Annotated in this window: 19 protein-coding genes and 1 riboswitch; of the genes, 10 read left to right on the forward strand and 9 right to left on the reverse strand. The window is 58.5% G+C overall.

The window, feature by feature from the left end; translation table 11 throughout:
- Positions 1 to 56: 56 nt before the first annotated feature.
- A complete protein-coding gene (locus GBM95_RS00360; protein ID WP_152157264.1) occupies positions 57 to 1,535 on the reverse strand; it encodes a penicillin-binding protein activator in 1,479 nt (492 codons plus the stop codon).
- Between GBM95_RS00360 and rsmI the strand changes: the two genes are divergently transcribed.
- A complete protein-coding gene (rsmI, locus tag GBM95_RS00365; protein ID WP_319643756.1) occupies positions 1,507 to 2,517 on the forward strand; it encodes a 16S rRNA (cytidine(1402)-2'-O)-methyltransferase in 1,011 nt (336 codons plus the stop codon). The two genes, GBM95_RS00360 and rsmI, sit on opposite strands and share 29 nt — an antisense overlap.
- Before the next feature lie 54 nt (positions 2,518 to 2,571).
- Positions 2,572 to 3,789, forward strand: coding sequence for a polyphosphate kinase 2 (gene ppk2 / locus GBM95_RS00370; RefSeq protein ID WP_152157265.1), 1,218 nt, complete (start codon positions 2,572 to 2,574; stop codon positions 3,787 to 3,789).
- Between the two features lie 145 nt (positions 3,790 to 3,934).
- Here ppk2 and GBM95_RS00375 read toward each other — a convergent pair whose 3' ends face one another.
- The 3 genes from GBM95_RS00375 to GBM95_RS00385 form a co-directional block, all read right to left on the reverse strand.
- On the reverse strand, positions 3,935 to 4,393 hold the full coding sequence (locus GBM95_RS00375) for a CBS domain-containing protein (protein WP_139688265.1): 459 nt from the start codon (positions 4,391 to 4,393) through the stop codon (positions 3,935 to 3,937).
- A gap of 123 nt (positions 4,394 to 4,516) precedes the next feature.
- On the reverse strand, positions 4,517 to 5,395 hold the full coding sequence (gene ttcA / locus GBM95_RS00380; protein WP_152157266.1) for a tRNA 2-thiocytidine(32) synthetase TtcA: 879 nt from the start codon (positions 5,393 to 5,395) through the stop codon (positions 4,517 to 4,519).
- Between the two features lie 15 nt (positions 5,396 to 5,410).
- Positions 5,411 to 5,806, reverse strand: a complete 396-nt coding sequence (locus tag GBM95_RS00385) for a dihydroneopterin aldolase (protein WP_152157267.1) — start codon at positions 5,804 to 5,806, stop codon at positions 5,411 to 5,413.
- A gap of 75 nt (positions 5,807 to 5,881) precedes the next feature.
- On the opposite strand from GBM95_RS00385, the gene GBM95_RS00390 reads away from it, so the two are divergent.
- The gene (locus tag GBM95_RS00390; RefSeq protein WP_152157268.1) at positions 5,882 to 6,076 is read left to right on the forward strand and encodes a DUF2905 family protein; all 195 of its coding nucleotides are present in this window, start codon (positions 5,882 to 5,884) and stop codon (positions 6,074 to 6,076) included.
- On the opposite strand, the gene GBM95_RS00395 is transcribed toward GBM95_RS00390, so the two are convergent.
- Positions 6,073 to 7,182, reverse strand: coding sequence for a CCA-adding protein (locus GBM95_RS00395; protein WP_152157269.1), 1,110 nt, complete (start codon positions 7,180 to 7,182; stop codon positions 6,073 to 6,075). The genes GBM95_RS00390 and GBM95_RS00395 overlap by 4 nt on opposite strands.
- Before the next feature lie 18 nt (positions 7,183 to 7,200).
- Positions 7,201 to 8,514 (reverse strand): lytic transglycosylase domain-containing protein, encoded by a 1,314-nt coding sequence (locus GBM95_RS12485; protein WP_226963088.1) that lies wholly within the window; start codon positions 8,512 to 8,514, stop codon positions 7,201 to 7,203.
- A gap of 1,187 nt (positions 8,515 to 9,701) precedes the next feature.
- Between GBM95_RS12485 and GBM95_RS00405 the strand changes: the two genes are divergently transcribed.
- Complete coding sequence (locus tag GBM95_RS00405) at positions 9,702 to 10,259, forward strand: 5-formyltetrahydrofolate cyclo-ligase (protein WP_226963089.1); 558 nt, start codon at positions 9,702 to 9,704, stop codon at positions 10,257 to 10,259.
- An 89-nt stretch (positions 10,260 to 10,348) separates the two neighbouring features.
- On the opposite strand, the gene ahcY is transcribed toward GBM95_RS00405, so the two are convergent.
- The 3 genes from ahcY to metK form a co-directional block, all read right to left on the reverse strand.
- Positions 10,349 to 11,749 (reverse strand): adenosylhomocysteinase, encoded by a 1,401-nt coding sequence (gene ahcY, locus GBM95_RS00410; protein WP_152157271.1) that lies wholly within the window; start codon positions 11,747 to 11,749, stop codon positions 10,349 to 10,351.
- A gap of 20 nt (positions 11,750 to 11,769) precedes the next feature.
- Positions 11,770 to 11,868: riboswitch (S-adenosyl-L-homocysteine riboswitch) on the reverse strand.
- A gap of 83 nt (positions 11,869 to 11,951) precedes the next feature.
- Complete coding sequence (locus GBM95_RS00415) at positions 11,952 to 13,262, reverse strand: tryptophan--tRNA ligase (protein WP_152157272.1); 1,311 nt, start codon at positions 13,260 to 13,262, stop codon at positions 11,952 to 11,954.
- A 188-nt stretch (positions 13,263 to 13,450) separates the two neighbouring features.
- The gene (gene metK / locus GBM95_RS00420) at positions 13,451 to 14,629 is read right to left on the reverse strand and encodes a methionine adenosyltransferase (protein WP_152157273.1); all 1,179 of its coding nucleotides are present in this window, start codon (positions 14,627 to 14,629) and stop codon (positions 13,451 to 13,453) included.
- Positions 14,630 to 15,048: 419 nt separating this feature from the next.
- Between metK and GBM95_RS00425 the strand changes: the two genes are divergently transcribed.
- The 6 genes from GBM95_RS00425 to dksA all read left to right on the forward strand — a co-directional run bounded on the left by GBM95_RS00425 (position 15,049) and on the right by dksA (position 20,646).
- Entirely contained in the window at positions 15,049 to 15,921 is an 873-nt protein-coding gene (locus tag GBM95_RS00425) for a lysophospholipid acyltransferase family protein (RefSeq protein WP_152157274.1), read from the forward strand.
- Positions 15,921 to 16,808: a lysophospholipid acyltransferase family protein gene (locus GBM95_RS00430; RefSeq protein ID WP_152157275.1), complete on the forward strand. Its 888-nt coding sequence runs from the start codon at positions 15,921 to 15,923 to the stop codon at positions 16,806 to 16,808. Before GBM95_RS00425 ends, GBM95_RS00430 begins: the two co-directional genes overlap by 1 nt.
- A gap of 21 nt (positions 16,809 to 16,829) precedes the next feature.
- A complete protein-coding gene (gene dapF, locus GBM95_RS00435; RefSeq protein WP_152157276.1) occupies positions 16,830 to 17,690 on the forward strand; it encodes a diaminopimelate epimerase in 861 nt (286 codons plus the stop codon).
- Positions 17,691 to 17,718: 28 nt separating this feature from the next.
- Positions 17,719 to 18,924: a class I SAM-dependent rRNA methyltransferase gene (locus GBM95_RS00440; protein WP_152157277.1), complete on the forward strand. Its 1,206-nt coding sequence runs from the start codon at positions 17,719 to 17,721 to the stop codon at positions 18,922 to 18,924.
- 82 nt (positions 18,925 to 19,006) lie between these two features.
- Positions 19,007 to 20,002 carry a CobW family GTP-binding protein gene (locus tag GBM95_RS00445; RefSeq protein WP_152157278.1) on the forward strand — a complete coding sequence of 332 codons (996 nt, stop codon included), beginning with the start codon at positions 19,007 to 19,009 and terminating at the stop codon, positions 20,000 to 20,002.
- A 224-nt stretch (positions 20,003 to 20,226) separates the two neighbouring features.
- Entirely contained in the window at positions 20,227 to 20,646 is a 420-nt protein-coding gene (dksA, locus tag GBM95_RS00450; RefSeq protein WP_139688251.1) for an RNA polymerase-binding protein DksA, read from the forward strand.
- Positions 20,647 to 20,719 lie beyond the last annotated feature (73 nt).

Here is a 20,719-nt window from a genome sequence, read left to right on the forward strand (position 1 = left end):
CTTCAGATGCCGGCTGCATTGAAGCGTGTCCGGCATTCTGCCCGAAAGAAAGCGCGTCAGAGCTGCGGCGTTCCAGGCATTTCGCTCGGGGTGATTGTTTCGCCTGAGAGCGGCACGCCGCCGAGCGACGGCGCTGCAGGTGCTTCGGACGACGGCGTGCGTGCGGGCATTGTCTTCTGAAGCATGGGCGTCGGAGCAGGTCCGGGGCCCGGGTCGGAGATAACAATGCCTTTCACGGATTCGCGCCGAACGTCGTGCTCGACCTCCTTCACCGGAACGAACGTCATTGAAGCCGGATCCGGAGGCGGTTCAATGTTCGGCAGTTCTGTTTTGGCGACGACATCCTGCGGCACCTCTACGAGTCTGCCGCTGCGCACAATAACGCTCTGCGGCTCCCGGGCAATGACAGGGCTCTTAAGTCTGTTGAGTTCAAGGCTGCCGGTTTCCCCGTGATACTGGATCTGCGTGCGCAGCTGCGACCATTGAGCCGCAATTTCTCGGGCATCAACGCCGAGCGCAAAGAGCCTCTTGGCGGAGAGGGAATAGGGCATTGCCGTTTCAAAGCGGGCTTCGAAGCTTTGCGCGTCGTAACGAACGACGAGAGGGCATTCGCTGAAAACGAGCTTTTCGAGATCGTAGGCAAGGGTGGTTGCTGTCGAGCTCGTGGCAGGATCGCCCGGGTTTGTGGCAGAGGTTGACCAGACCCGCATGCGCAGAGGCAATCTGTTTCTTACGAGACTCGCTTCCTGTGCGCTCAGCGCAAAAAGCGCGGCCTGGAACGGCGGCTCTGCAGTGGCTATCTTCGTGCGGCGCATATTGGCAATCGAGCGGGAAATGCGCTTGCGATCGTTCTCCGACTCTGCCTTGGCAAGCTGCTCGTGGGCGAGCGCATTGAGCTTTTGCTCGTCTTCCTCATTGAGGACGGGTTCAAAATGGGCCTGCAGCTCGGAAAGCTTTTCCGGGTCAAGTCTCTGGATTTCGTATTGAATGCCTGCATGAGCAAGCGTACGGGCATAGGCTTCGGCAATCCTCGTTTCCCAGGGAGCGCTTCCGGCAATGACTGCCACTTTCGGGAGCGTGCCCTTCTCCGTTTGCGCGGGGAGCGCTCTGATCGCCAGTCTGGCAATCCATTCGGCTTCGGCTTCCGTGGAAATAGACAGAATGACGAGCTTCGGAGGATATTGGCTCCTCGAGCCTTCGGCAGAATTGAGAGCAACGACAGGGAGCGGCAGCGAGGGCAATTCAGCAAGGCGTGTTACGGCTTCGCGTTCAATCGGTCCGATGACGGCATCCGCTCCTGCAAGCGCTGCGGCCTGAAGCTGCTCTTCAATGGAAGAGCCTTTCTGAGCCTCAATTACGAGAATGTTGGCCGGGCGAGCGCTCGTCTGGTTGGCCGCCAGCAGACCGTTGCCGACAATACGCGCTGCCGCATGAACAGGCGAGTCTTCAGGCGGCATGAGAAGAGCGAAGGTAAGCTGTCGCGATGGGGCGGCGACTTCTGCAGCAGTGAGCGGCGCGGAAGCATCCGAGGCCATACACGAGCCGGCAGCCGCCAGAAAACTCAGGCAAGCAACAAAAGAACGACGAGAAAACGGCATGAATTCCCTAAATAATCTTTGGTCCGATGATGTGCTGATGAAGGCGGCAGGCCTGCCTCAGCAGGAACTGCCAGCCGCGTGCCTCTACATCGTGGGCGTACCAATCGGCAATATGGGCGACATTACGCTGCGCGCTCTCTGGGTTCTTTCCCGTGCGGATGTCATCGCAGCGGAAGATACCCGGGAAACAAGAAAGCTTCTCGAGCGCTTTGGAATAGATGCAAGGCTGATTTCTGTTCGTGAGCATAACGAACGGCACGGAGCGGAGCAAATTGAAGCCCTTCTTGCTGAAGGCAAGCGCGTTGCAATGGTGACGGATGCGGGCACCCCTGCCGTGTCGGACCCCGGAGCACGCGTGGTGGAGTATCTGCATGGCGTAGGCCGGCGCGTTATTCCTGTGCCGGGGCCTGCGGCTGCCGTTACGGCACTCTCTGCATCAGGTCTTCTGGGGGCGGGCTTCACGTTTATCGGTTTTTTGCCTCCGCAGCCCAAGGCGCGCCGGCAGGCCGTCGAGGCGCTCCGTTCACGTCGGGAGCCTTTTGTTTTGTATGAAGCTCCCCACAGAATTCTGGCTCTGCTTGAAGATTTAGCTGAGGTGCTCTCATCCGGGCGGCGCGTGGTTGTGGCGCGGGAACTCACCAAGAAATTCGAAACCATATCCGCCATGAATGCGGGAGACCTCGGGAAATTCGCATCGACGCATGACCCCCGCGGGGAGTATGTTGTTCTTGTGGATGAAGAACCTCCTAAAGAGGAGGGACTTACAGCGGAAGCTGAGGCATGGCTGCGCGATCTCGCACCGGAAATGCCGGCATCAAAACTTGCCGCCATCGCAGCTCGTCGAACGGGGATCCCCCGTCAGGAGATTTATGCCTGGCTCATCCATGAGCGGGATGCCGCCGGCTCTTCTTCAGATTGATTTTGATCTGTGCCGGCAGAAAGTCCGCTTCAACCCCTCATATGGATTTGAAAAATGACTGAAGAAAATAAAAATAATCCCACTCAGCCCCTTTCTCCCGCGGAATCGGAATCTCTTCAGAAAGATGAGGCGGCGCCTAAAAAGAAGCGCGAAGAACCGCCTTATGTCAATGAGAAGCTCGATCGTCCGCCGCGCTTTCGAAATGTGCGTGATGTGGTGAATCACATCAAGCTGAAGCGTACGGCTAGCGCCTATACCCGCAAGGAGGAGCTCATTCATGAGATTCTCAACGGGCAGTCTGAAAAAGACCGCTTCGCCATCCTGACGGATCTGATTGATCGAATTTCCTCCCGGCAGAGCAAAAAGGAAAAAGATCGGGAGGCTGAGGAAAATCAGCTCAACCCCAACTGGCTCAACGGTGCGTATCCGTACATTAATCGGCTGCGCCGCAGTGTTTACGAAGAGGAAAAGTTCAAGCTTCAGGTCGAACTTTTGAAGCTCCAGGCCTGGGTGAAGGAGACCGGTCAAAAGGTTGTCATTATTTTTGAAGGCCGCGATGCCGCAGGCAAGGGCGGAACCATCAAGCGCTTCATGGAGCACCTCAACCCCCGTGGCGCCCGCGTGGTGGCTCTGGAAAAGCCGACCGAACGCGAGCAGGGGCAGTGGTATTTCCAGCGTTATGTTGAGCATCTTCCCACGCGCGGGGAAATGGTTTTCTTTGACCGCTCCTGGTACAACCGTGCCGGCGTCGAGCGCGTGATGGGATTCTGCACCGATGATGAATACTATGAATTCATGCGCGAAGTCCCTGGATTTGAACGCAATCTGGTGCGCTCCGGAACCTATGTGATCAAGTTCTGGTTCTCGGTTTCGCGCGAGGAACAGGATCGGCGGTTCCGCGAGCGCAAGGTGTCGCCGCTCAAGCGCTGGAAGCTTTCGCCGATTGATGAAGCTTCGCGCAACAAGTGGGACGACTATACGCGCGCCAAGGAAGCAATGTTCTTTGCTACCGATACGCCTGAGGCGCCCTGGACGGTCATCAAGTCCGACGATAAGAAGCGGGCCCGCCTGAACGCCATGCGCTACGTGCTGAGGCAGATCCCTTACGCCAAGCGTGATCTGAAGGCTATCGGCGCAGTGGATCCGTTGATTGTCGGCCGGGCAAGCTCGATGTTTGAGACGGCTGAAAGCCGGGTTTCCGCGCTGCAGTCGGGAGATTTCGTTCCGCCTTCCATTCCGCGCCTCGGCTCCGAAAAAAAGAAAAAGAAGTAAGACGCGAACCTGAGAATGTTTCACGTGGAACATCGCCGGCATTCCCTGCAGGGAGATGTTTCACGTGGAACATGAAGAATAAAAAAACGCCGGAATTCAAGGTCCGGCGTTTTTTTAATGCGAGGCGAGTCTATTTACGTACGGTTTATTCTGAACGCAGGGCGACCTCCCGGGTCTTTGACGAACTGATGTTTCGAACCAGGCCGTCGAGAAGTTCGGAGAGTTCCTTGATGAGGTTCGAGTTGGTGACGACGCCCACGAGACGACCGGAGTCGTCGACGATGGGGAGGCGCCGGATACCGTTTTCCCGCATGCGCGCAAGCGCCATGACCATGCCTTCATTTTCCGTGGAAGTAACGACCGGCGTTGTCATCAGATCGCCAACAGTCGCTTCGTTCAGATCGCGACCAAGGGCGACTCCTTCAATGGTGATGTCGCGGTCTGTAATCATGCCGATAGGCTTGGCGTCTTCATCCACAACGACAAGACTGCCGACATGTTCGCGACGCATCTGAAGCGCGCAGTCATGAATCGTTTGTTGCGGTGTGGTGGTGGCCACTTGATGAACGGCCATGTCAATTACTTTGAGCGAACGAGTTCTCATTTGATGACGTTGTCGTATTTCTTAAAGTTGATCCGCCCGGGTTCATGCAGGCGGGTGTCGGAAAGTTTGAAGCAGCAACGATTCTAGCGAAGTCGCCGGGACAAGAATGTTGCCGCGTTAGCCTTATTCGTCCTCAGTTGCCTGCAGCGACGGGTCGGGGAGCAGGAACCTGAAGTTCCGGAAGTCGTAGAGCCTCTGGTCCATCAGGTGCGAGGGCGAGACGCGCGTGAGGCTCATGAAGATGTTGTAGATGCGGCCGGGAAATTCACGGTCCCAGCTTTTCATGAGCGCCTTGATTTCCTGACGCTTGAGGTTTTCGCCGGCGCCGCAGATGCCCTTGGCGGCAAGCGGATAGCCTCGGATTTTCGCGAGCTTCTCCGTTTCGGCCTCACGAACGTAGGCGAGCGGCCGGATGACGACGCACTCCTTGCGGTCGTTCATGAGTACGGGAGGCATTGCCTTCAGACGGCCGCCGTAAAAAAGATTGAGGAGCAGCGTGCTGACGATGTCGTCCATATGATGGCCGAGGGCAATTTTGTTGCAGCCCTGTTCGCGTGCTACGCGGTAAAGAATGCCGCGGCGCAGGCGCGCGCAGAGCGAACAAACGTTCTTGCCTTCCGGAATCAGCTTCTGAATCAGGGAGTTCGTGTCCTGATCCTCAATGTGATAGGGGACGCCTGAAGCTTCAAGCTGGCGCTTAAGTTCGTCGAGCGGGAAGTGCGGAATGTGCTGGTGCACATTGACGGCGAGGAGGTCGAAATGAATGGGCGCGCGCGACTGAAGGGTCTTAAGCGTATCGAGCAGCACATAGCTGTCTTTGCCGCCGCTCATGGCCACCATGACCTTATCGCCTTCGTTGATCATGCCGAAATCGGTAATCGCCTGGGCGGTCAGACGCACGACGCGCTTTTCCAGTTTTTTCTGGGAAACGGATTTGCGGTTGCGCTCATTCGGCGGCGTTTCGCCGGTCGGGGTGCTGTAGATGGGAATGGTGTCGGACATGGATTGTGTTAGCTGCTATTTTTCCGGGACTCGCCAGGATTCAATGCCGACGGCGTCGGCATCTTCATAGGCTTCAGGTTTTGCCGTGGCAACGCGAACGAGCTCCACGCCGGGGAGTTCGGCAAGCGCTGTGGTCATCCGGTCAACGAGGGTTTCCTGAAGATCAATGTGCTCTCCTGATGCCGCCTTGCGGATGGCCTCAACGGCCAGATCGTAGTTGAGCACGTCGGCGAGATTGTCCCGCGCGCTTGTGGATGCGGACAGGCGAACCCAGAGATCGCAGTCTACGAGGACGGTCTGCGGTTTTGTGCGTTCATTCTCATATGCGCCGATGCGGCAGGAAAGCCTCAGGCCGCGGATGAAAATCCTTCGGCAGGTGAATCGCAGGCTTTCCGGTGAAGTGTGGAGCATGGGTAATCCGAAGCACGGAAGAGGAAAACTCGCATTCTAGGGCGCCTTCCGGCGTCCGTTAGAATGAGTCCAATCATGCGTTGGGCTCTTGTTATTTTCATCATTCTGCTTCTGCTCTTAGGCGCTATGCCTCAGCTGAGGCGTTTTGGTCTCGGAAGGCTTCCGGGCGACCTGAATTTTTCCATTCTCGGCCGCAAGGTAGAGCTTCCCTTTATGAGCACGATTCTCCTTGCCGTGCTCGCGCTCGTTTTAGGGAAGCTTCTTTTCTAGTGCTGCCAGAGCGCTGCAATGGCTTCCTTGCGGGCGGCAAGCACGCGCGTCGGGATGTCTCTCGGCGTCGGTGCGCTGCGGGCGATGCTTCCGGCATCAATGCCGCACCATGCCGACAGAGCGGCGCGCAGCAATGCGTCCGGTGCTTCCCCATGCACTGCTTCAGGAAGCGCCTTGGCGCGGAAGTCGAGCAGCAGGGTCATCCTTGCCGGTCTGCGCACCGCGTCGTAACGCTGAAAGAAGCTCGAGACATTTTCCGGCGTTGAGAGTTCTGCGAGCGCCGTCATTGAGTCGCCGAGGATTTTGGCAAGATCCTGTGCTTCAGCGCTTGCGCGCAGGCGGGATAGGAAGCCTTTTGCCTGACTGCCGTCCGGCAGGCCGGAAACAAGCGCGGCGAGCCGCAGAGAAGTCGGGAGGCCTTCGCGGCAGGTCCGGTAAAGGCGGGCCCGGACAGCGCCGGAGAGCTTGATTTCCGGGTAGAGCCTGTGCCAGAGGCCGCATTCAATCAGCACGTCGAGCATCCGGCAGGGGACGGGAGCAGAGAGTCCCTTTACGAATTCCTGAAGCACGCGTTCGGGGACAAGCGCATCTGCTTCGCCGGAATCGACCATTCCCCGCATGAGCGTCATGGTTTCCGGCGCAATGGAGAATCCCGGAAAGCGTGCGGCGAATCGCGCGACCCGAAGAATGCGGACAGGATCCTCCTTGAAGGCTTCGCTCACATGGCGGATGATGCCGCGGGCAATGTCTTCGGCGCCTCCATAGGGATCGTATAGCTCCCCATTTTTATCCATGGCGATCGCATTGATCGTCAGATCACGGCGCCGCAGGTCTTCCTCGAGCGTTACGTCGGACGAGGCATGAAACACGAAGCCGTGATAGCCGGGCGCTGTTTTTCTCTCTGTGCGCGCAAGGGCATATTCTTCGTGCGTTTTGGGATGTAGAAAAACAGGAAAGTCTTCGCCCACGGGAAGAAAGCCGCGCTCAATCATGGCTTCAGGCGTTTCGCCGACGACAACCCAGTCATGGTCGCCCGGGACTGCCGGGAATCCCCGACGCCTGAGCAGCGTATCGCGGACAAAGCCGCCGACGGAATAAATCTGCATATCGGATCCTGGAGAAGGTCAGGGAAGATCTTTGGCTTCTGCGAGGCTGGGGGTGACTTTGCCGAGAAAGCCGGTGAAATTTTTTATCGGTTCGCCCGTCAGCATGGAATAGGTCTGCATATTGGCAAGCACGTTCTTCACATACTCCCGGGTTTCAAAATAGGGGATGGTTTCGATGAAGACTGCGGCTTCCATTGCATCCGAGAGGGTGTTCCGCCAGATGCGGGCGCGGCGAGGGCCGGCATTGTATGCGGCCGTCGCCAGGATGAAGCTTTCCCCCGAGTCGGCATAAAGCATATGCAGATAGGCTGAGCCGAGAACAAGGTTCATCTCGAGTTCCGTGAGGTTGCGCCCTTCGTCATAGTGCTCGATGCCAAGCTGCCGGGCGGTCCAGGATGCCGTTCCCGGCATGAGCTGCATCAGGCCGCGCGCGCCTACGGATGAGCTTACCGCCGGGATAAAGCGGGATTCCTGGCGGATCAGCCCGTAGACCCAGGAGGCCGGCAGTTCCTGGGCACTGCTCACGCGTTCAATGAGTTCTGCGTGAGGTCTGGGGAAGCGCTGTTCGATGACGACAAGGTCGGTGCCGCTTTTCATGCTGGTATTAATCATGCGGTGCACCAGCCGCTCCTGGCGGGCGTAGGCTGCAAGCGCAATCGACTCATAGGGACTGATGCCCCGCATGGCCCAATTCCATTCCCGATGACCTTCCCGGTAAAGCTGCATGCGGTAGAGCACTTCGGCGCGGCGTATGGAAGGATTTTTCCCCCATTGAGCGATTTCTGACGCTTTCGGCATTTCCTTCGGAGGATGGGAGAACGCATAGGGACGACCGAGCGCATCAGCGGAGAGCTTCCCGTAAAAAGTGATGCGGTTTGCGATCTTTTCATATTCCGTGCGGGCGAGGTCATTGAGGCCGCGCGCCGCATAAGAACGCCCCTTCCAGTATGTCCAGACTTCCTCGCTGCGCGAGGCTTCATTCATGACGTCGATGGCTTTGCCGAGGGAATACCAGTTTCCTGCCCGCAGTTCCGCGCGTGCGCGCCAGGCCTTCAGCTGCTCGGGTGAGGAGACGGCATAAGGCATGCGGGAGAGATCGGATCCGGCTCTGGCAAACCAGCCGAGTGCGCGCGGATCGAGTCGGGACATGGCCGTGAAGCCGATGCGGGACCAGACGAGTGATTTCCAGAAGCTCCCTGCCTTCGGATCTACGGCAGCTTCGGCCAGCCGGGCTGCAGCTGCCGGATCCGTGCGTGAAAGGCGCAGCGAGGCAAAGACTGCGAGACGAGCGGGGACGCGTTCGAGTTTTTTTTTGCCTCCGAAGCCACGCATTCGGTCGATCCAGGATTTCATGAAGTTCCCTGATGGATGCCGGCAGTTCCGGCCGGGGGAGTTCGGCAAGAACCCGCTTGATTTCTTTCCCGGTACCGCTTTTTTGCAGAAGCACTACAACGCGCGTCCAAAGCCATGAGCGGTCTTCTCCGGCTATGGCATCCCCGAGCCGCTGATAGGACTCCTTTGCAAGGGAACCCGAATCGCGATAAAGAAGCTTTGCTGCGCTGAGCTCTTCTTCCCGGGCATTTTTCCCGGCAGCGGACTGGAGGCGGTGGATTGCATTCCACGCCCGCAGATCCGGATCATCCTGATTCCAGACAAGCTGGCTGTAGAGCTTCAGAAAGCTTTCCGCGCTGAGTCTTTCCGCTTCAATCTTCAGGTATTCATGGAGTGCGTTTTCCGCAATATATTCATCCCGGTGAAGCGCAAAGAAGCGCTCAAATTCCAGATTGACTGCCGGATCATCGGGTTGAGCCTTAAGGAGAAGAATCAGACGCCAGAGTTCCGGGTAGGCGCTTAATTCATGCCCGGAAAGAAGCGGAAGAATTTCTTCAAGATCCGAGAGGCGTCCCTGCGAAAAAGCGTTTCTAGCTTCGAGAAACACATAATCCAGGGCTTCCGGATGAGGCAGGAGGAGTGCATCGTCGAGCGGGTCGGAAACGGGCTCTTCAATCAGGGATGCTGTTACCTGGGCCGCTAAGTCAGCAGCTTCGCCTGCAGCGGCTTCTCTAGTTGCGTTATCCCGAGAGAGCGCTTCAAAAGCTTTGTCGACGCGGGCAAAGATTTCCTTCGGATTCACGCTGACAGCAGACTCTTCGGGCCATACCGTCAGGTTGTCCTCGCGGTCGCGAAGCGATTGCAGCCGCTCCGCAATCGGAATGGAAATGAGCGAGGGCGAGATGATGACGCGGCGGTGCTGCGCTTCTCCCGAGGGGGCCGCCGGGAGGGATTCGGTTGTATTGAGCGTCGGCTTCTCTGCGCTTTCAGCTGCCGCGGATATCCCGTGCGCCGAAGAGATGCAGAAGAGAAGCAGGGCAAAAAGATGGGAGCAGCGCATCAGTGGGGAAAACCGCAAAACACATAAACCGGAAAGAGGATCCTAATATAGCGGGGAGCACTTCAGCCTATCCTACTTCCTTAGAAGGATCGGACAGGAAAAGCCGTCTCTCAGGAGAATTCTCAAAATGCCGGAAAAGCAGACAATTCGCAAACGCATGGGAGAACTTAGGCGAAAGGTTGGCATGGATGCGCGCGCAGGGCTTCTGAGGATGATTTCCCGCGTATTGGCCGAGGAGCGCCGGGTACTCACCCTCGGCACGTATCAGCCGATCGGGAGCGAGCCCGACATCAATCCGGTTCTTGCAGAATGGCGAGCGGCTGACGGCGCGAGAGCCCTGGCGCTTCCCTGGTGCACGGATCGGGAAGCATCGCGCATGGAATACCGGCTCTGGGATCCTCGCGAGAAGCTCGCTGCAGACGCCGCCGGCATTCCCGGGCCGGCAGGCGGCGCCAGCGTGATCCCCGACGTGCTTCTCATTCCCTGCCTCGGCTGGACGCGTTCGCGAAGGAGGCTAGGATACGGCGGCGGCTACTTTGATCGCTACATCTCGGGGCTCCTCGGGTCAGGCGTTTCTCCCAGGCTCCTCGGCGTTGCATACGGGGTCAATGAGGTGGATGAATCTCTTTTTGAACCGCATGATCTGCCGCTTGACCTCATCATTACGGATATCGGAATTTTCTAAAAAAATGCCCGGAAAGAGAACTGACTCTTCCGGGCATTTTCGGTCCGTGCGGCTTTGAATAAAGCCGCACGAGATCGGGCTCCGCTGGATTAGTAGCGGTAGTTTTCCGACTTGTAGGGACCTTCCTTCCTGACGCCGATGTAGGCAGCCTGTTCGTCCGTGAGCACGGAAAGCTCTGCATTGAGGTTGGTGAGCTGCAGACGAGCGACCTTTTCATCCAGGTGCTTCGGAAGGATGTAGACGCCGACGGGATATTTGTCGTGATGGCAGAAGAGTTCAATCTGCGCGAGCGTCTGATTGGCGAAGGAGGAGCTCATCACATAGGAGGGATGGCCCGTGGCGCAGCCGAGGTTCACGAGTCGGCCTTCCGCAAGAAGGATGATGCGGTTGCCGGACGGGAGCGTGATGTGGTCGACCTGCGGCTTGATGTTTTCCCACTTGTACTGACGCATGGAGGCGACATCAATTTCGCTGTCGAAGTGACCGATGTTGCAGACGATCGCTTCATTCTTCATCGCGATCATGTGATCGTGCGTGATGACGCGGACATTGCCCGTGGCGGTGACGAAGATGTCGGCCTTGTCCTTGGCGAAGTCCATCGTGACGACGCGGTAGCCTTCCATCGCCGCCTGAAGCGCGCAGATCGGATCGATTTCCACCACCCAGACCTGGGCGGAAAGGGCGCGAAGCGCCTGGGCGCAGCCCTTGCCCACATCGCCGTAGCCGACCACAACGGCGACCTTGCCGGCGACCATGACGTCGGTCGCACGCTTGATGCCGTCAACGAGCGATTCGCGGCAGCCGTAAAGGTTGTCGAACTTGGACTTCGTGACGGAGTCGTTCACATTGATGGCGGGGATGCGCAGCTCGCCGCGTTCATTCATCTGGTAGAGACGGTGCACGCCGGTGGTCGTTTCCTCGGAAACGCCGAGGATTTTTTCGAGGCGCTTCGAATACCAGTTGGGATCAATGGCGAGATGCTCGCGGATGGCGGCAAAGAGAGCGGTTTCCTCGTCGCTCGTCGGATGAGCAATGACTTCCGGATTCTTTTCAGCGCGGGAGCCGAGATGGAGGAGCAGCGTAGCGTCGCCGCCGTCATCAAGAATCATGTTGGAGTAGCCGCCGTCAGGCCACTCAAAGATGCGGTGCGTATAGGCCCAGTACTCCTCGATCGTCTCGCCCTTGCGCGCGAAAACCGGGACGCCATCCTTCACAATGGCGGCGGCGGCGTGATCCTGCGTGGAGAAGATGTTGCAGCTCGCCCAGCGGACTTCAGCACCAAGCGCCGTCAGCGTTTCAATGAGCACGGCGGTCTGAATGGTCATGTGGAGCGACCCGGAGATGCGGGCGCCCTTAAGCGGCTGACTCGCGGCATATTCGCGCCGGATAGCCATGAGGCCGGGCATTTCCACCTCGGCAATCTGAATTTCCTTGCGGCCCCAGTCGGCAAGACCAAGGTCGGCGATGACGTAGTTTTCAGTAGCGTCCATTTGTCGTCTTGAAAGAAGAAAGAAGGAGAGCGCCGTTGGAAATGCGGATGCGGACGCAAGCGGTTCGAGCCTCGCGAAGTTCCGTGTGAGTAAACTCCGTCGCAGCGCTCCTCGAACCCCTGGTCCTCATGCCGGAGAATGTTCCCCGGATGCGATGAAGGCGGCATTATAGCCGCCTTCATTTATTGATTCTTATGAAAAATTACTCTTCTTCGCTGAAGGAGAGCAGGGCTGCCTCCACCGCATCCCGCGTGATGCCTTCAAGGAAGCTTACCGGCGCGCCCTCAAGGGCCGCAGCGCCTTCCTTTTTCAGGCGGCCGACCCACTGGCCGGCATCCCGCCCGGACTCAAAGCCTTCGGAAAGGAGCAGTTCGTCGCCCGCAGCGGAAATGAGCTTGAAGTAGAAGCGCCCGTCCTTTTCCCTGTACTGCTTGAAGGTCGCGCGCTGCACTTTCTGCGCCTTCTTTTTAGCTGTCTGAGGTGCGGCGATTTCGGTGAAGCTTCTGAGGCCCACGGCATGACGCAGTTCGGCCATGAAGGGCGTTGCAATGAGACGCGCCTTGCGGGCGCCTTCCTGCAGAATTTCTTCAACCTGAGCAGGATGCGCCATCAGCTCTTCATAGCGGGCGCGCATCGGGCCAATCTCGCGGTCGATCTGGTCGGCAAGACGCTTTTTGGCTTCGCCCCAGCCGAGGCCGGAACGCAGTTCTGCACGGAAGTTCTCACGTTCTTCGGGCGTGGCGAATGCGTCGAAGATGACGGTGAGCGAGGTGCTGTCGGGGTCTTTCGGTTCGCCCGGCGCCCGGCTGTCGGTGACGATGCGCGCGATGGCGGCATCAAGCGCTGCGCGGCCGCCTTCAAAGAGCGGAATGACGTTGTTGTAGGACTTGCTCATCTTGCGCCCGTCGAGCCCCGGGAGCACTTCGATGCTGCTGCCGCCCGTTGCCTGCGGCAGCACGAAGAAGGGATGCTCGGGCGTGGCGTAGAGGTTGTTGAAGCGCTGAGCGGCGTCGCGGGCCATTTCGAGGTGCTGGAGCTGGTCGTGGCCGACGGGAACTTCTTCCGCATTGAACATCAGAATGTCCGCAGCCATCAGCACCGGATAGGAAAAGAGTCCCATGGAGACGTCGGCGTCCGGGTCCTTGCCGGCGGCAGTGGCGGCATCAACGGCGGCCTTATAGGCGTGCGCGCGATTGAGGAGCCCCTTGCTCATGACGCAGTCGAACATCCAGCAGAGAAGCGGGATTTCAGGAATGTCGCTCTGGCGGTAGAGCGTGACGCGTTCCGGATCAAGGCCTGCGGCAAGCCAGGTCGCGGCAATCTGCATGCGGCTTCTTTCAATGCGGGCAGGATCCTGGCACTTGATGAGTGCGTGCAGATCCGCGAGGAAGAAGAAGCTCTCAACGTTGGGATCGCGGCTGTCCTGAATGGCCGGACGGATGGCGCCGACGTAGTTGCCGATATGCAGGGTTCCGGTGGTGTTGATGCCGGTGAGAACGCGTTTTTTGGTCATCGCTAGAAAAGAGTCGAATAAGAGGATTTCCGGCCGTCTGAAGGTCGGAACATTGCCGTAAAGAAGAAATCATACGGCGGAATAGAGAACGGGCGGCGTCCTTTCTGTTGAAGGATGCGCCGCCCGTTGGCGTATCAGACGAGTCGTCTTATGAAGACGCTCTGCTGAAAAAGCGTCTGCGAGGGCTGTTAGAGTCCGGCAGCGGCCTGGAGGGCTTCGGCCTTATCGGTCTTTTCCCAGGTGAATTCCGGCTCTTCGCGGCCGAAATGGCCGTAGGCGGCGGTCTTCGAGAAGATCGGACGGCGCAGATCGAGCATCTGAATGATGCCGCGGGGGCGCAGATCGAAGTGCTTGCGCACGAGCGCAGCGATTTCCTCGTCAGGGATGCGGCCCGTGCCGTTGGTGAAGACCGTAACGTTCATCGGTTCTGCAACGCCGATCGCATAGGCGACCTGCACCAGGCAGTAAGTGGCGAGGCCCGAGGCGACGATGTTCTTCGCAACATAGCGGCAGGCATAGGCGGCGGAACGGTCGACCTTGGTGGCGTCCTTGCCCGAGAAGGCGCCGCCGCCGTGCGGGCAGTAGCCGCCGTAGGTGTCGACAATGATCTTGCGTCCGGTGAGGCCGCAGTCGCCCTGCGGGCCGCCGACGACGAAGCGGCCGGTCGGATTGATGAGGAACTTCGTGTCCTTGAGCCAGTCGGCAGGAATGACCGGGCGGATGATGCTCTCAACAATGGCTTCCGTGAATTCGGGCTTCATCTTCGTGCCGTCGGACATTTCCGGCGCGTGCTGCGAGGAAATGACGATCGTGTCGATGCCGACAGGCTTGCCGTCGCGGTAGCGCATCGTGACCTGGCTCTTGGCGTCGGGACGCAGGAAGGGCAGCGTGCCGTTCTTGCGGACCTTGCTCTGCTGCTCCATGAGGCGGTGAGCGCAGTAGATCGGAGCCGGCATGAGCGTCGGCGTTTCATCGCAGGCGAAGCCGAACATCAGGCCCTGGTCGCCGGCGCCGAGGTTGAGTTCGTCGTCCATTGCGTGGTCGACGCCCTGCTTGATGTCGGCAGACTGCTTGTCATAGCCGACGAGCACGGAGCAGCCGCGATGATCAATGCCGTAGTCGGTATTGTCGTAGCCGATTTTCTTAAGAACGTTGCGCGTGAGGCCGATGTAGTCGACGTTGGCGTTGGTCGTGATTTCGCCGGCGAGCACCACGAGACCGGTGGTGCAGAGCGTTTCGGCGGCGACGCGGCTCATCGGGTCTTCGGTGAGGCAGGCGTCGAGAACGGCGTCAGAGATCTGGTCTGCGACTTTGTCGGGATGACCTTCGCTGACGGATTCGGAAGTAAAGAGATATTCGTGGGCCATGGCCATAAAACTCCAGAATTGAGAAGGAGAAGCGCTCTGCGCATTGGTCTTGGCTCCATGCGGGAGACGCTTTAGCGGAATTTCTTGTTCGCCCCGCAAGTTGTCCTGTTAACTCGGCGAATCGGGCGCAATGATAACGCATGAAGAATTAAAGGAATCTGACGAAGGAGGTTCTTTTGAGTCAGGCAGAGCGGCGGGAGATGACGAATAACTTTGACTCAGACTACGAGTAAACAAGAAAAATATCGGAAGTAACTGCTCGCTTCAGATGCGGCTATCGTTTCCCTTAAGCGAGAAAACGATGAGTGCCGCGGATTCATGGTGCAAAAAGGTTCCGGGACCCAAGTAAAATTAATGATTCGCCGCAATAATGCTCAGCCCTGCGGGCTGCGCTTTCAGGATCGGAGACTGTCTTTCGCATGCACAGGCTACTCACGCTCGTTGCCAAACTTCCGCTGTCTTTCCTGCAGCTTTTCGGCGCCTTCATCGGTGAACTCGTGTTCTGGCTCGCGCCGGGGTATCGCCGGCGTACGCGCGCTAACTTGTGTGCGGCCGGATACACGCATAAAAGCATTTTTGCCCGCGTCGGCCGCAATGCCGGGCGCCAGGCGATGGAGAGCATCTGGGTTTGGTATCGTCCGGTGGAAACCGTGCTTAAGCATGTGCATGCGGACGAAAAAGCGGAGAAGCTGATCGGAGACGCCATGAGAAGCGGACGCCCGATCGTCTTCATGACGCCTCACGTCGGGTGCTTCGAAGTGCTTCCGGTCTGGCTCGCCGGGACGCTCTACAAGGAAACCGGCCGCCGCATCACGATTCTCTATCGTCCGCCGAGAAAGAAGATTCTGCGCGCCGTTGTGGGCGACGCCCGTCAGGCGCCTGGGATTGAAGCCGTTCCCACGACGCTTATCGGCGTCAAGCGCATCATCCGCAGCCTGCGCGAAGGCAATACCTTCGGCGCGCTCCCTGATCAGGTGCCGAGCAAGGGCGAAGGCGTCTGGGCTTCTTTCTTCGGCAGGCCCGCCTATACGATGACGCTTCCCGTCAAGGTCGCTCACCAGTTTGACGCCATCCGCATTTTTGCCTGGGGCGTGCGCGGGGATGACGGCTGGAAGGTGGAGGCCGAGGAGTGGACGGATCCGCTCACGGGGGACATTCATGAAGACGCGCTCGCCATGAACAGGATGATTGAGCGCATTATTCGCCGGATGCCTGAACAATATGCCTGGAGCTACAACCGCTACAAGCGTCCGAGAGGTGCTCCGCCGCCTGAAGAAGGAGCTCATCGCTGATGTCGTCCCTTAATGAAGCTTTTTCCCGTGCCTGGGTGCGCATTGTCCGCTCGTTCAGGCATTTGCCGATGCCCGCTCGCTGGGGGCTTGCGCGATGCGCAGCTGCGATTTTCTGGCAGGCAGTGCCCAAACGCCGTCACGTTATTCTGACCAACCTGCGGCTTTGCTTTCCGGAGCTTTCCGAAGATGAGCGGATCAGGCTTGCGCGCCGCGTCTACGTTCGTCTCGCGCGCGCGGCGATCGATCACGGCACGCTCTGGACGGGCACAAAGGAAGAGGTGCAGGCGCTGGTCAAATTCGAGGGACTTGAGCACCTTCTCAATCGAGAGAATCGCCCGATCATTGTGGTGTCGCCTCATTTCGCGGGGCTCGACGCTGCGGGCATTGCGCTCAATACCTATGTGCGCGGCGTGTCGCTCTATCAGAAGCAGAGCAATCCCGTCTGGGACAAAGCCTTGCTCGAAGGGCGGCTGCGCTTCAGCAACCCGGTGCTCATCGCCAAGACCGGCGACAATGATCTGAGAACGGTGATGAAGCACATCCGTGAAGGGCTTCCCTTTTACTATTTGCCCGATATGGATCACGGCGCGCGAAATTCGATCTTCGTGCCTTTTTTCGGCGTGAAGGCCGCTACGATCCCGATGGTTTCGAGGCTTGCGCGCGTGATGCGCGCAAAAGTCGTCTGGTGCATTGCAACCATGACGGAAGACGGCTACCGCGTTGAAATTTCTGCTCCTCTGGAGAATTTCCCAACCAAGGATCCCGAAGCCGATACGATGCGTCTCAATAAGGAACTTGAAGCCTACATTCGCCGTCATCCGGATCAGTATCTCTGGGTGCACCGGCGCTTTAAGACGCGGCCTGAGGGCGAGCCTTCTGTTTATTGATTTTCATCCAAAAATTTAATAATGACCGAGCTACATTTCACCAAGATGCAGGGGGCCGGGAACGACTTCGTCGTCCTCGACCGCGTGGCGGAGCCTGTAGAGGTAACTCCTCAGCTTGTGCGCCGTCTGGCGGACCGGCGATTCGGCATCGGCGCGGATCAGCTGCTTCTGCTCGACCCGCCTCAAAAGGAAGGCGAACCGCTTCGCTACCGGATCTTCAACAGCGACGGCGATGAAGTCGAACAGTGCGGCAACGGTGCGCGCTGCATCGGGCGCTTTGCGCTTGAGCGGGGCTACGCTTCGGGCGACTCGATTCCGTTTCAGACGATGAAGGGAAAAATCTGCGTGAAGCGGGAGCCTGACGGCCGCATGGTGGCCGATATGGGCGAGCCGCGCTTTCTGCCGGAAGACATACCCTTCCGTCCTGAAGGACTTGAATGCCGGATTGAAAATCAGATTCCGGTCTGGAAGGTTTACTGCACGCCGCTCAAGCGCGACATTGAATTCACTGTGACGAGCATGGGGAATCCCCATGCAACGATCCTCACGGATGATGCGGACCGCGAACGCATTGATCTTATCGGCCCCTTCCTGCAGCAGCATCCGGCTTTTCCGGAAAGCGTCAACGTCGGATTCGTTGAAGTTGAAAGCGCGCAGAAAGCAAAAATCCGCGTCTGGGAGCGCGGTCCCGGAGAGACGCTTGCCTGCGGTACCGGAACGAGCGCAGCGATGGCGGCGGGCCTCATGCGCGGCATTTTCGGCAGGCGGGTTGAATTTTCGGCCCGGGGCGGGGCGCTCGCCTGCGCCTGGGAAGGCCCGGGCGCCACGCTCAGCCTGATTGGTCCGGCTGAGGTGGTTTTTACGGGCAGCATTGAAATTTAATTTGGCGATTGAATCTGGAAATTTAGAAATGTCAGACCTTATTCTGAAAAAGGGCAAGGAAAAGTCCCTTCTTCGCCGGCACCCCTGGGTATACGACACCGCGGTTGAGCGCGTGGTCGGCAAGCCCATAGCGGGCGATACGGTGCGCGTGCTTTCGCGCGACGGGCGTTTTCTCGCCTGGGCTGCGTATTCGCCGGCCTCCACGCTGAGGGCGCGCTGCTGGTCCTATCGCGAGGACGAAGTCATTGATGACGCGTGGTTTGAGCGCAAGGTCCGGGAAGCCATTCTCTTTCGCGAACCGCTCAGGAGCCGTACGAACGCCATTCGTCTGATTTTCGGTGAAGCTGACGGACTCCCCGGCCTCATCGTCGACCAGTACGGCGACTGGCTGGTGACGCAGTTCCAGTCCGCCGGCGTTGAAGCCTATCGTCCGCTTCTGGGGCGCCTTCTGATGGAGGCCACGGGGGCCCGCGGCATCTATGACCGTTCTGATGCGGCAACGCGCCGGCGCGAAGGCCTTGAAGTCCGTTCCGAGCTCCTCGCGGGCGAAAATCCGCCCGAAGCGATTGAAGTGGTCGAAGACGGCGTGCGCTACGGCGTTGACTGCCGCATCGGGCATAAGACGGGGTTCTACATCGACCAGCGCGAGAGCCGTCTGGCGGCTCAGGCTGCCGCCGAGGAATTCCGCCGGGTTCACGGGCGCGGCATGCGCGCGCTCAATTGCTTCTGCTACACGGGCGGCTTCTCGCTCGCGCTCCTCAAGGGCGGCGCCGAAGAGGTGGTTTCCGTCGACTCTTCCGAAGAGGCGCTGGAGATGGCAAAGGCCAACGCAGCGCGCAACGGCTTTGCCGGCAAGGCCGAATGGGTGTGCGAGGATGTCTTTTCCTGCCTCAGGAGGCTTCGTGATGCGGGCGAGCACTTCGATCTCGTGATTCTTGATCCGCCCAAGTTCGCATCCAGCCACTATCATGTGGAACGCGCGGCCAGGGCTTACAAGGACATCAACCTCAACGGGCTGAGGCTCCTGCAGCCGGGCGGCGAACTCTTTACGTTCTCCTGTTCCGGTGCAATCGATGTGGATCTTTTCCAGAAGATTGTTGCCGGCGCAGTGATTGACTCCGGACTCAATGCCTGGGCGACCGGGCGTTTCGGTGCGGGAGCGGATCATCCGCTTTTGATGACTTGTCCGGAAGGCGAATATCTGAAGGGCATGCGCCTCGCGGTGCGGCCCTGACAAGTTCCTAAGCTGAAGGAGGAGCGTGCGAGGAAAGGAAGCACGCTCCTTTTTCCTTTAAGGGCATTGGAGGATAAGGAAAATGGTTGTTGAAGAACCACAGGAACCGGAAATTCCGGTAACCATTCTGACGGGTTTCCTCGGCGCCGGGAAAACGACGCTGCTCAACAGGATTCTCAAGGAAAATCATCAGTTCAAGATCGCGATCATTGAAAATGAGTTCGGTACGGAAAATATCGACAACGATCTCATCGTGACCGAACAGAAGGAGCAGATCGTCAGCATGAACAACGGCTGCGTCTGCTGCACGATCAGAGGCGATCTCTCGCGCGTGCTCACCAACCTGCGTCTGAAGCGCGAGCGCGGCGAGATCGATTTCGACTACGTCGTGCTCGAAACCTCGGGCGTGGCGAATCCCGGCCCCGTTGCACAGACCTTCTTCATGGATGACGCTGTGGCGCCGTTCTTCCGCCTGGACGGCATCGTCACGGTGGTGGATGCCAAATACGGCGCAAAGACGCTCGACGAGGAAGCCAACGCCCGCGACCAGGTGGGCTTCGCCGACCGCATTCTCGTTTCAAAGTGCGATCTCGTGACCCCTGAGGAACTCGAGGCCTTTGAAGCCCGTCTTCGCGGCATGAATGCCCGCGCACCCATCCGCCGCGTCGACATGGGCAACTGCCCGGTCGATGTTGTTCTCAACATCGCGGGCTTCAACATGAATGATGTGCTTGATGTGGATCCCAACTTCTTTGTGGACGATCATCATCACCATCATCACAACGACGACATTCATACCTTTGTCTACGACTCCGAAAAGCCCTTCGACCCGATGAAGCTCGAGCGCTACATCATGTCGCTTACGAGCGTTTACGGGCCGGACATGCTGCGCTACAAGGGCATTCTTTACTTCAAGGGCGTCGACCGCAGGGTCGTCTTTCAGGGCGTGCACATGCTCGCTGTTTCAGACGTTCTCGGGCCCTGGGGCGACCGCAAGCCTTTCTCGAAGCTTGTCTTCATCGGGCGCAACCTTCCGGAAGAGGCAATCCGCAAGGGTCTTGACACCTGTCTGGCGTGAGATTCAGCAATAAAAAAGATTTACTGAATTTCCTCAAAAAAATCCCGCTTCTCTTGAGTGGCAGAAGCGGGATTTTTTCGGTATAACGCTTCCCTACCCTAAGGAACCGATTCCGAAGGCAGGGAGATTTGAATTCAAGTTTCCCGACGTTCGCTATTAATGCGGCGAGGCGGCTCAACGACAAAGCCTGAAGGATCGGGGCTGAATTCACAGGAAATAAGAACATGGGCACCAAAAAGGGACTTACCGCGGAAGAAATCCTCAAGATGTCGGATGACGACTACATGAACGACGAGCAGCTTGAGTTTTTCCGTCGCCGTCTTTCGGATATGGAGCGCGAGCTTCGCGCGAATGCCGATCAGACGACGGTCAATCTGCGCGAGACGACTGTTGTTCCGGATCCGGCGGACCGTGCGACGATCGAAGAAGAGCATGCGCTTGAGCTGCGCACCCGCGACCGTGAACGCAAGCTGCTCAAGAAGGTGCAGGCTGCCATCAAGCGAATTGATGACGGTGATTACGGCTACTGCGAGGAAACGGGCGATCCGATCGGCGTGGCCCGTCTGATGGCGCGCCCGACGGCAACGCTTTCGCTTGAAGCTCAGCAGCGCCGCGAGCTCAAGCAGAAGATGTACGGAGACTAATCGTGCGCGCGCGACGTTTCCCTGAAGAACGCCGCAGAGATTACGCACCATGCATGACGGCACGGACTGAGCC

Source organism: Sutterella seckii (assembly GCF_009183815.1).
Classification (GTDB): domain Bacteria; phylum Pseudomonadota; class Gammaproteobacteria; order Burkholderiales; family Burkholderiaceae_F; genus Sutterella; species Sutterella seckii.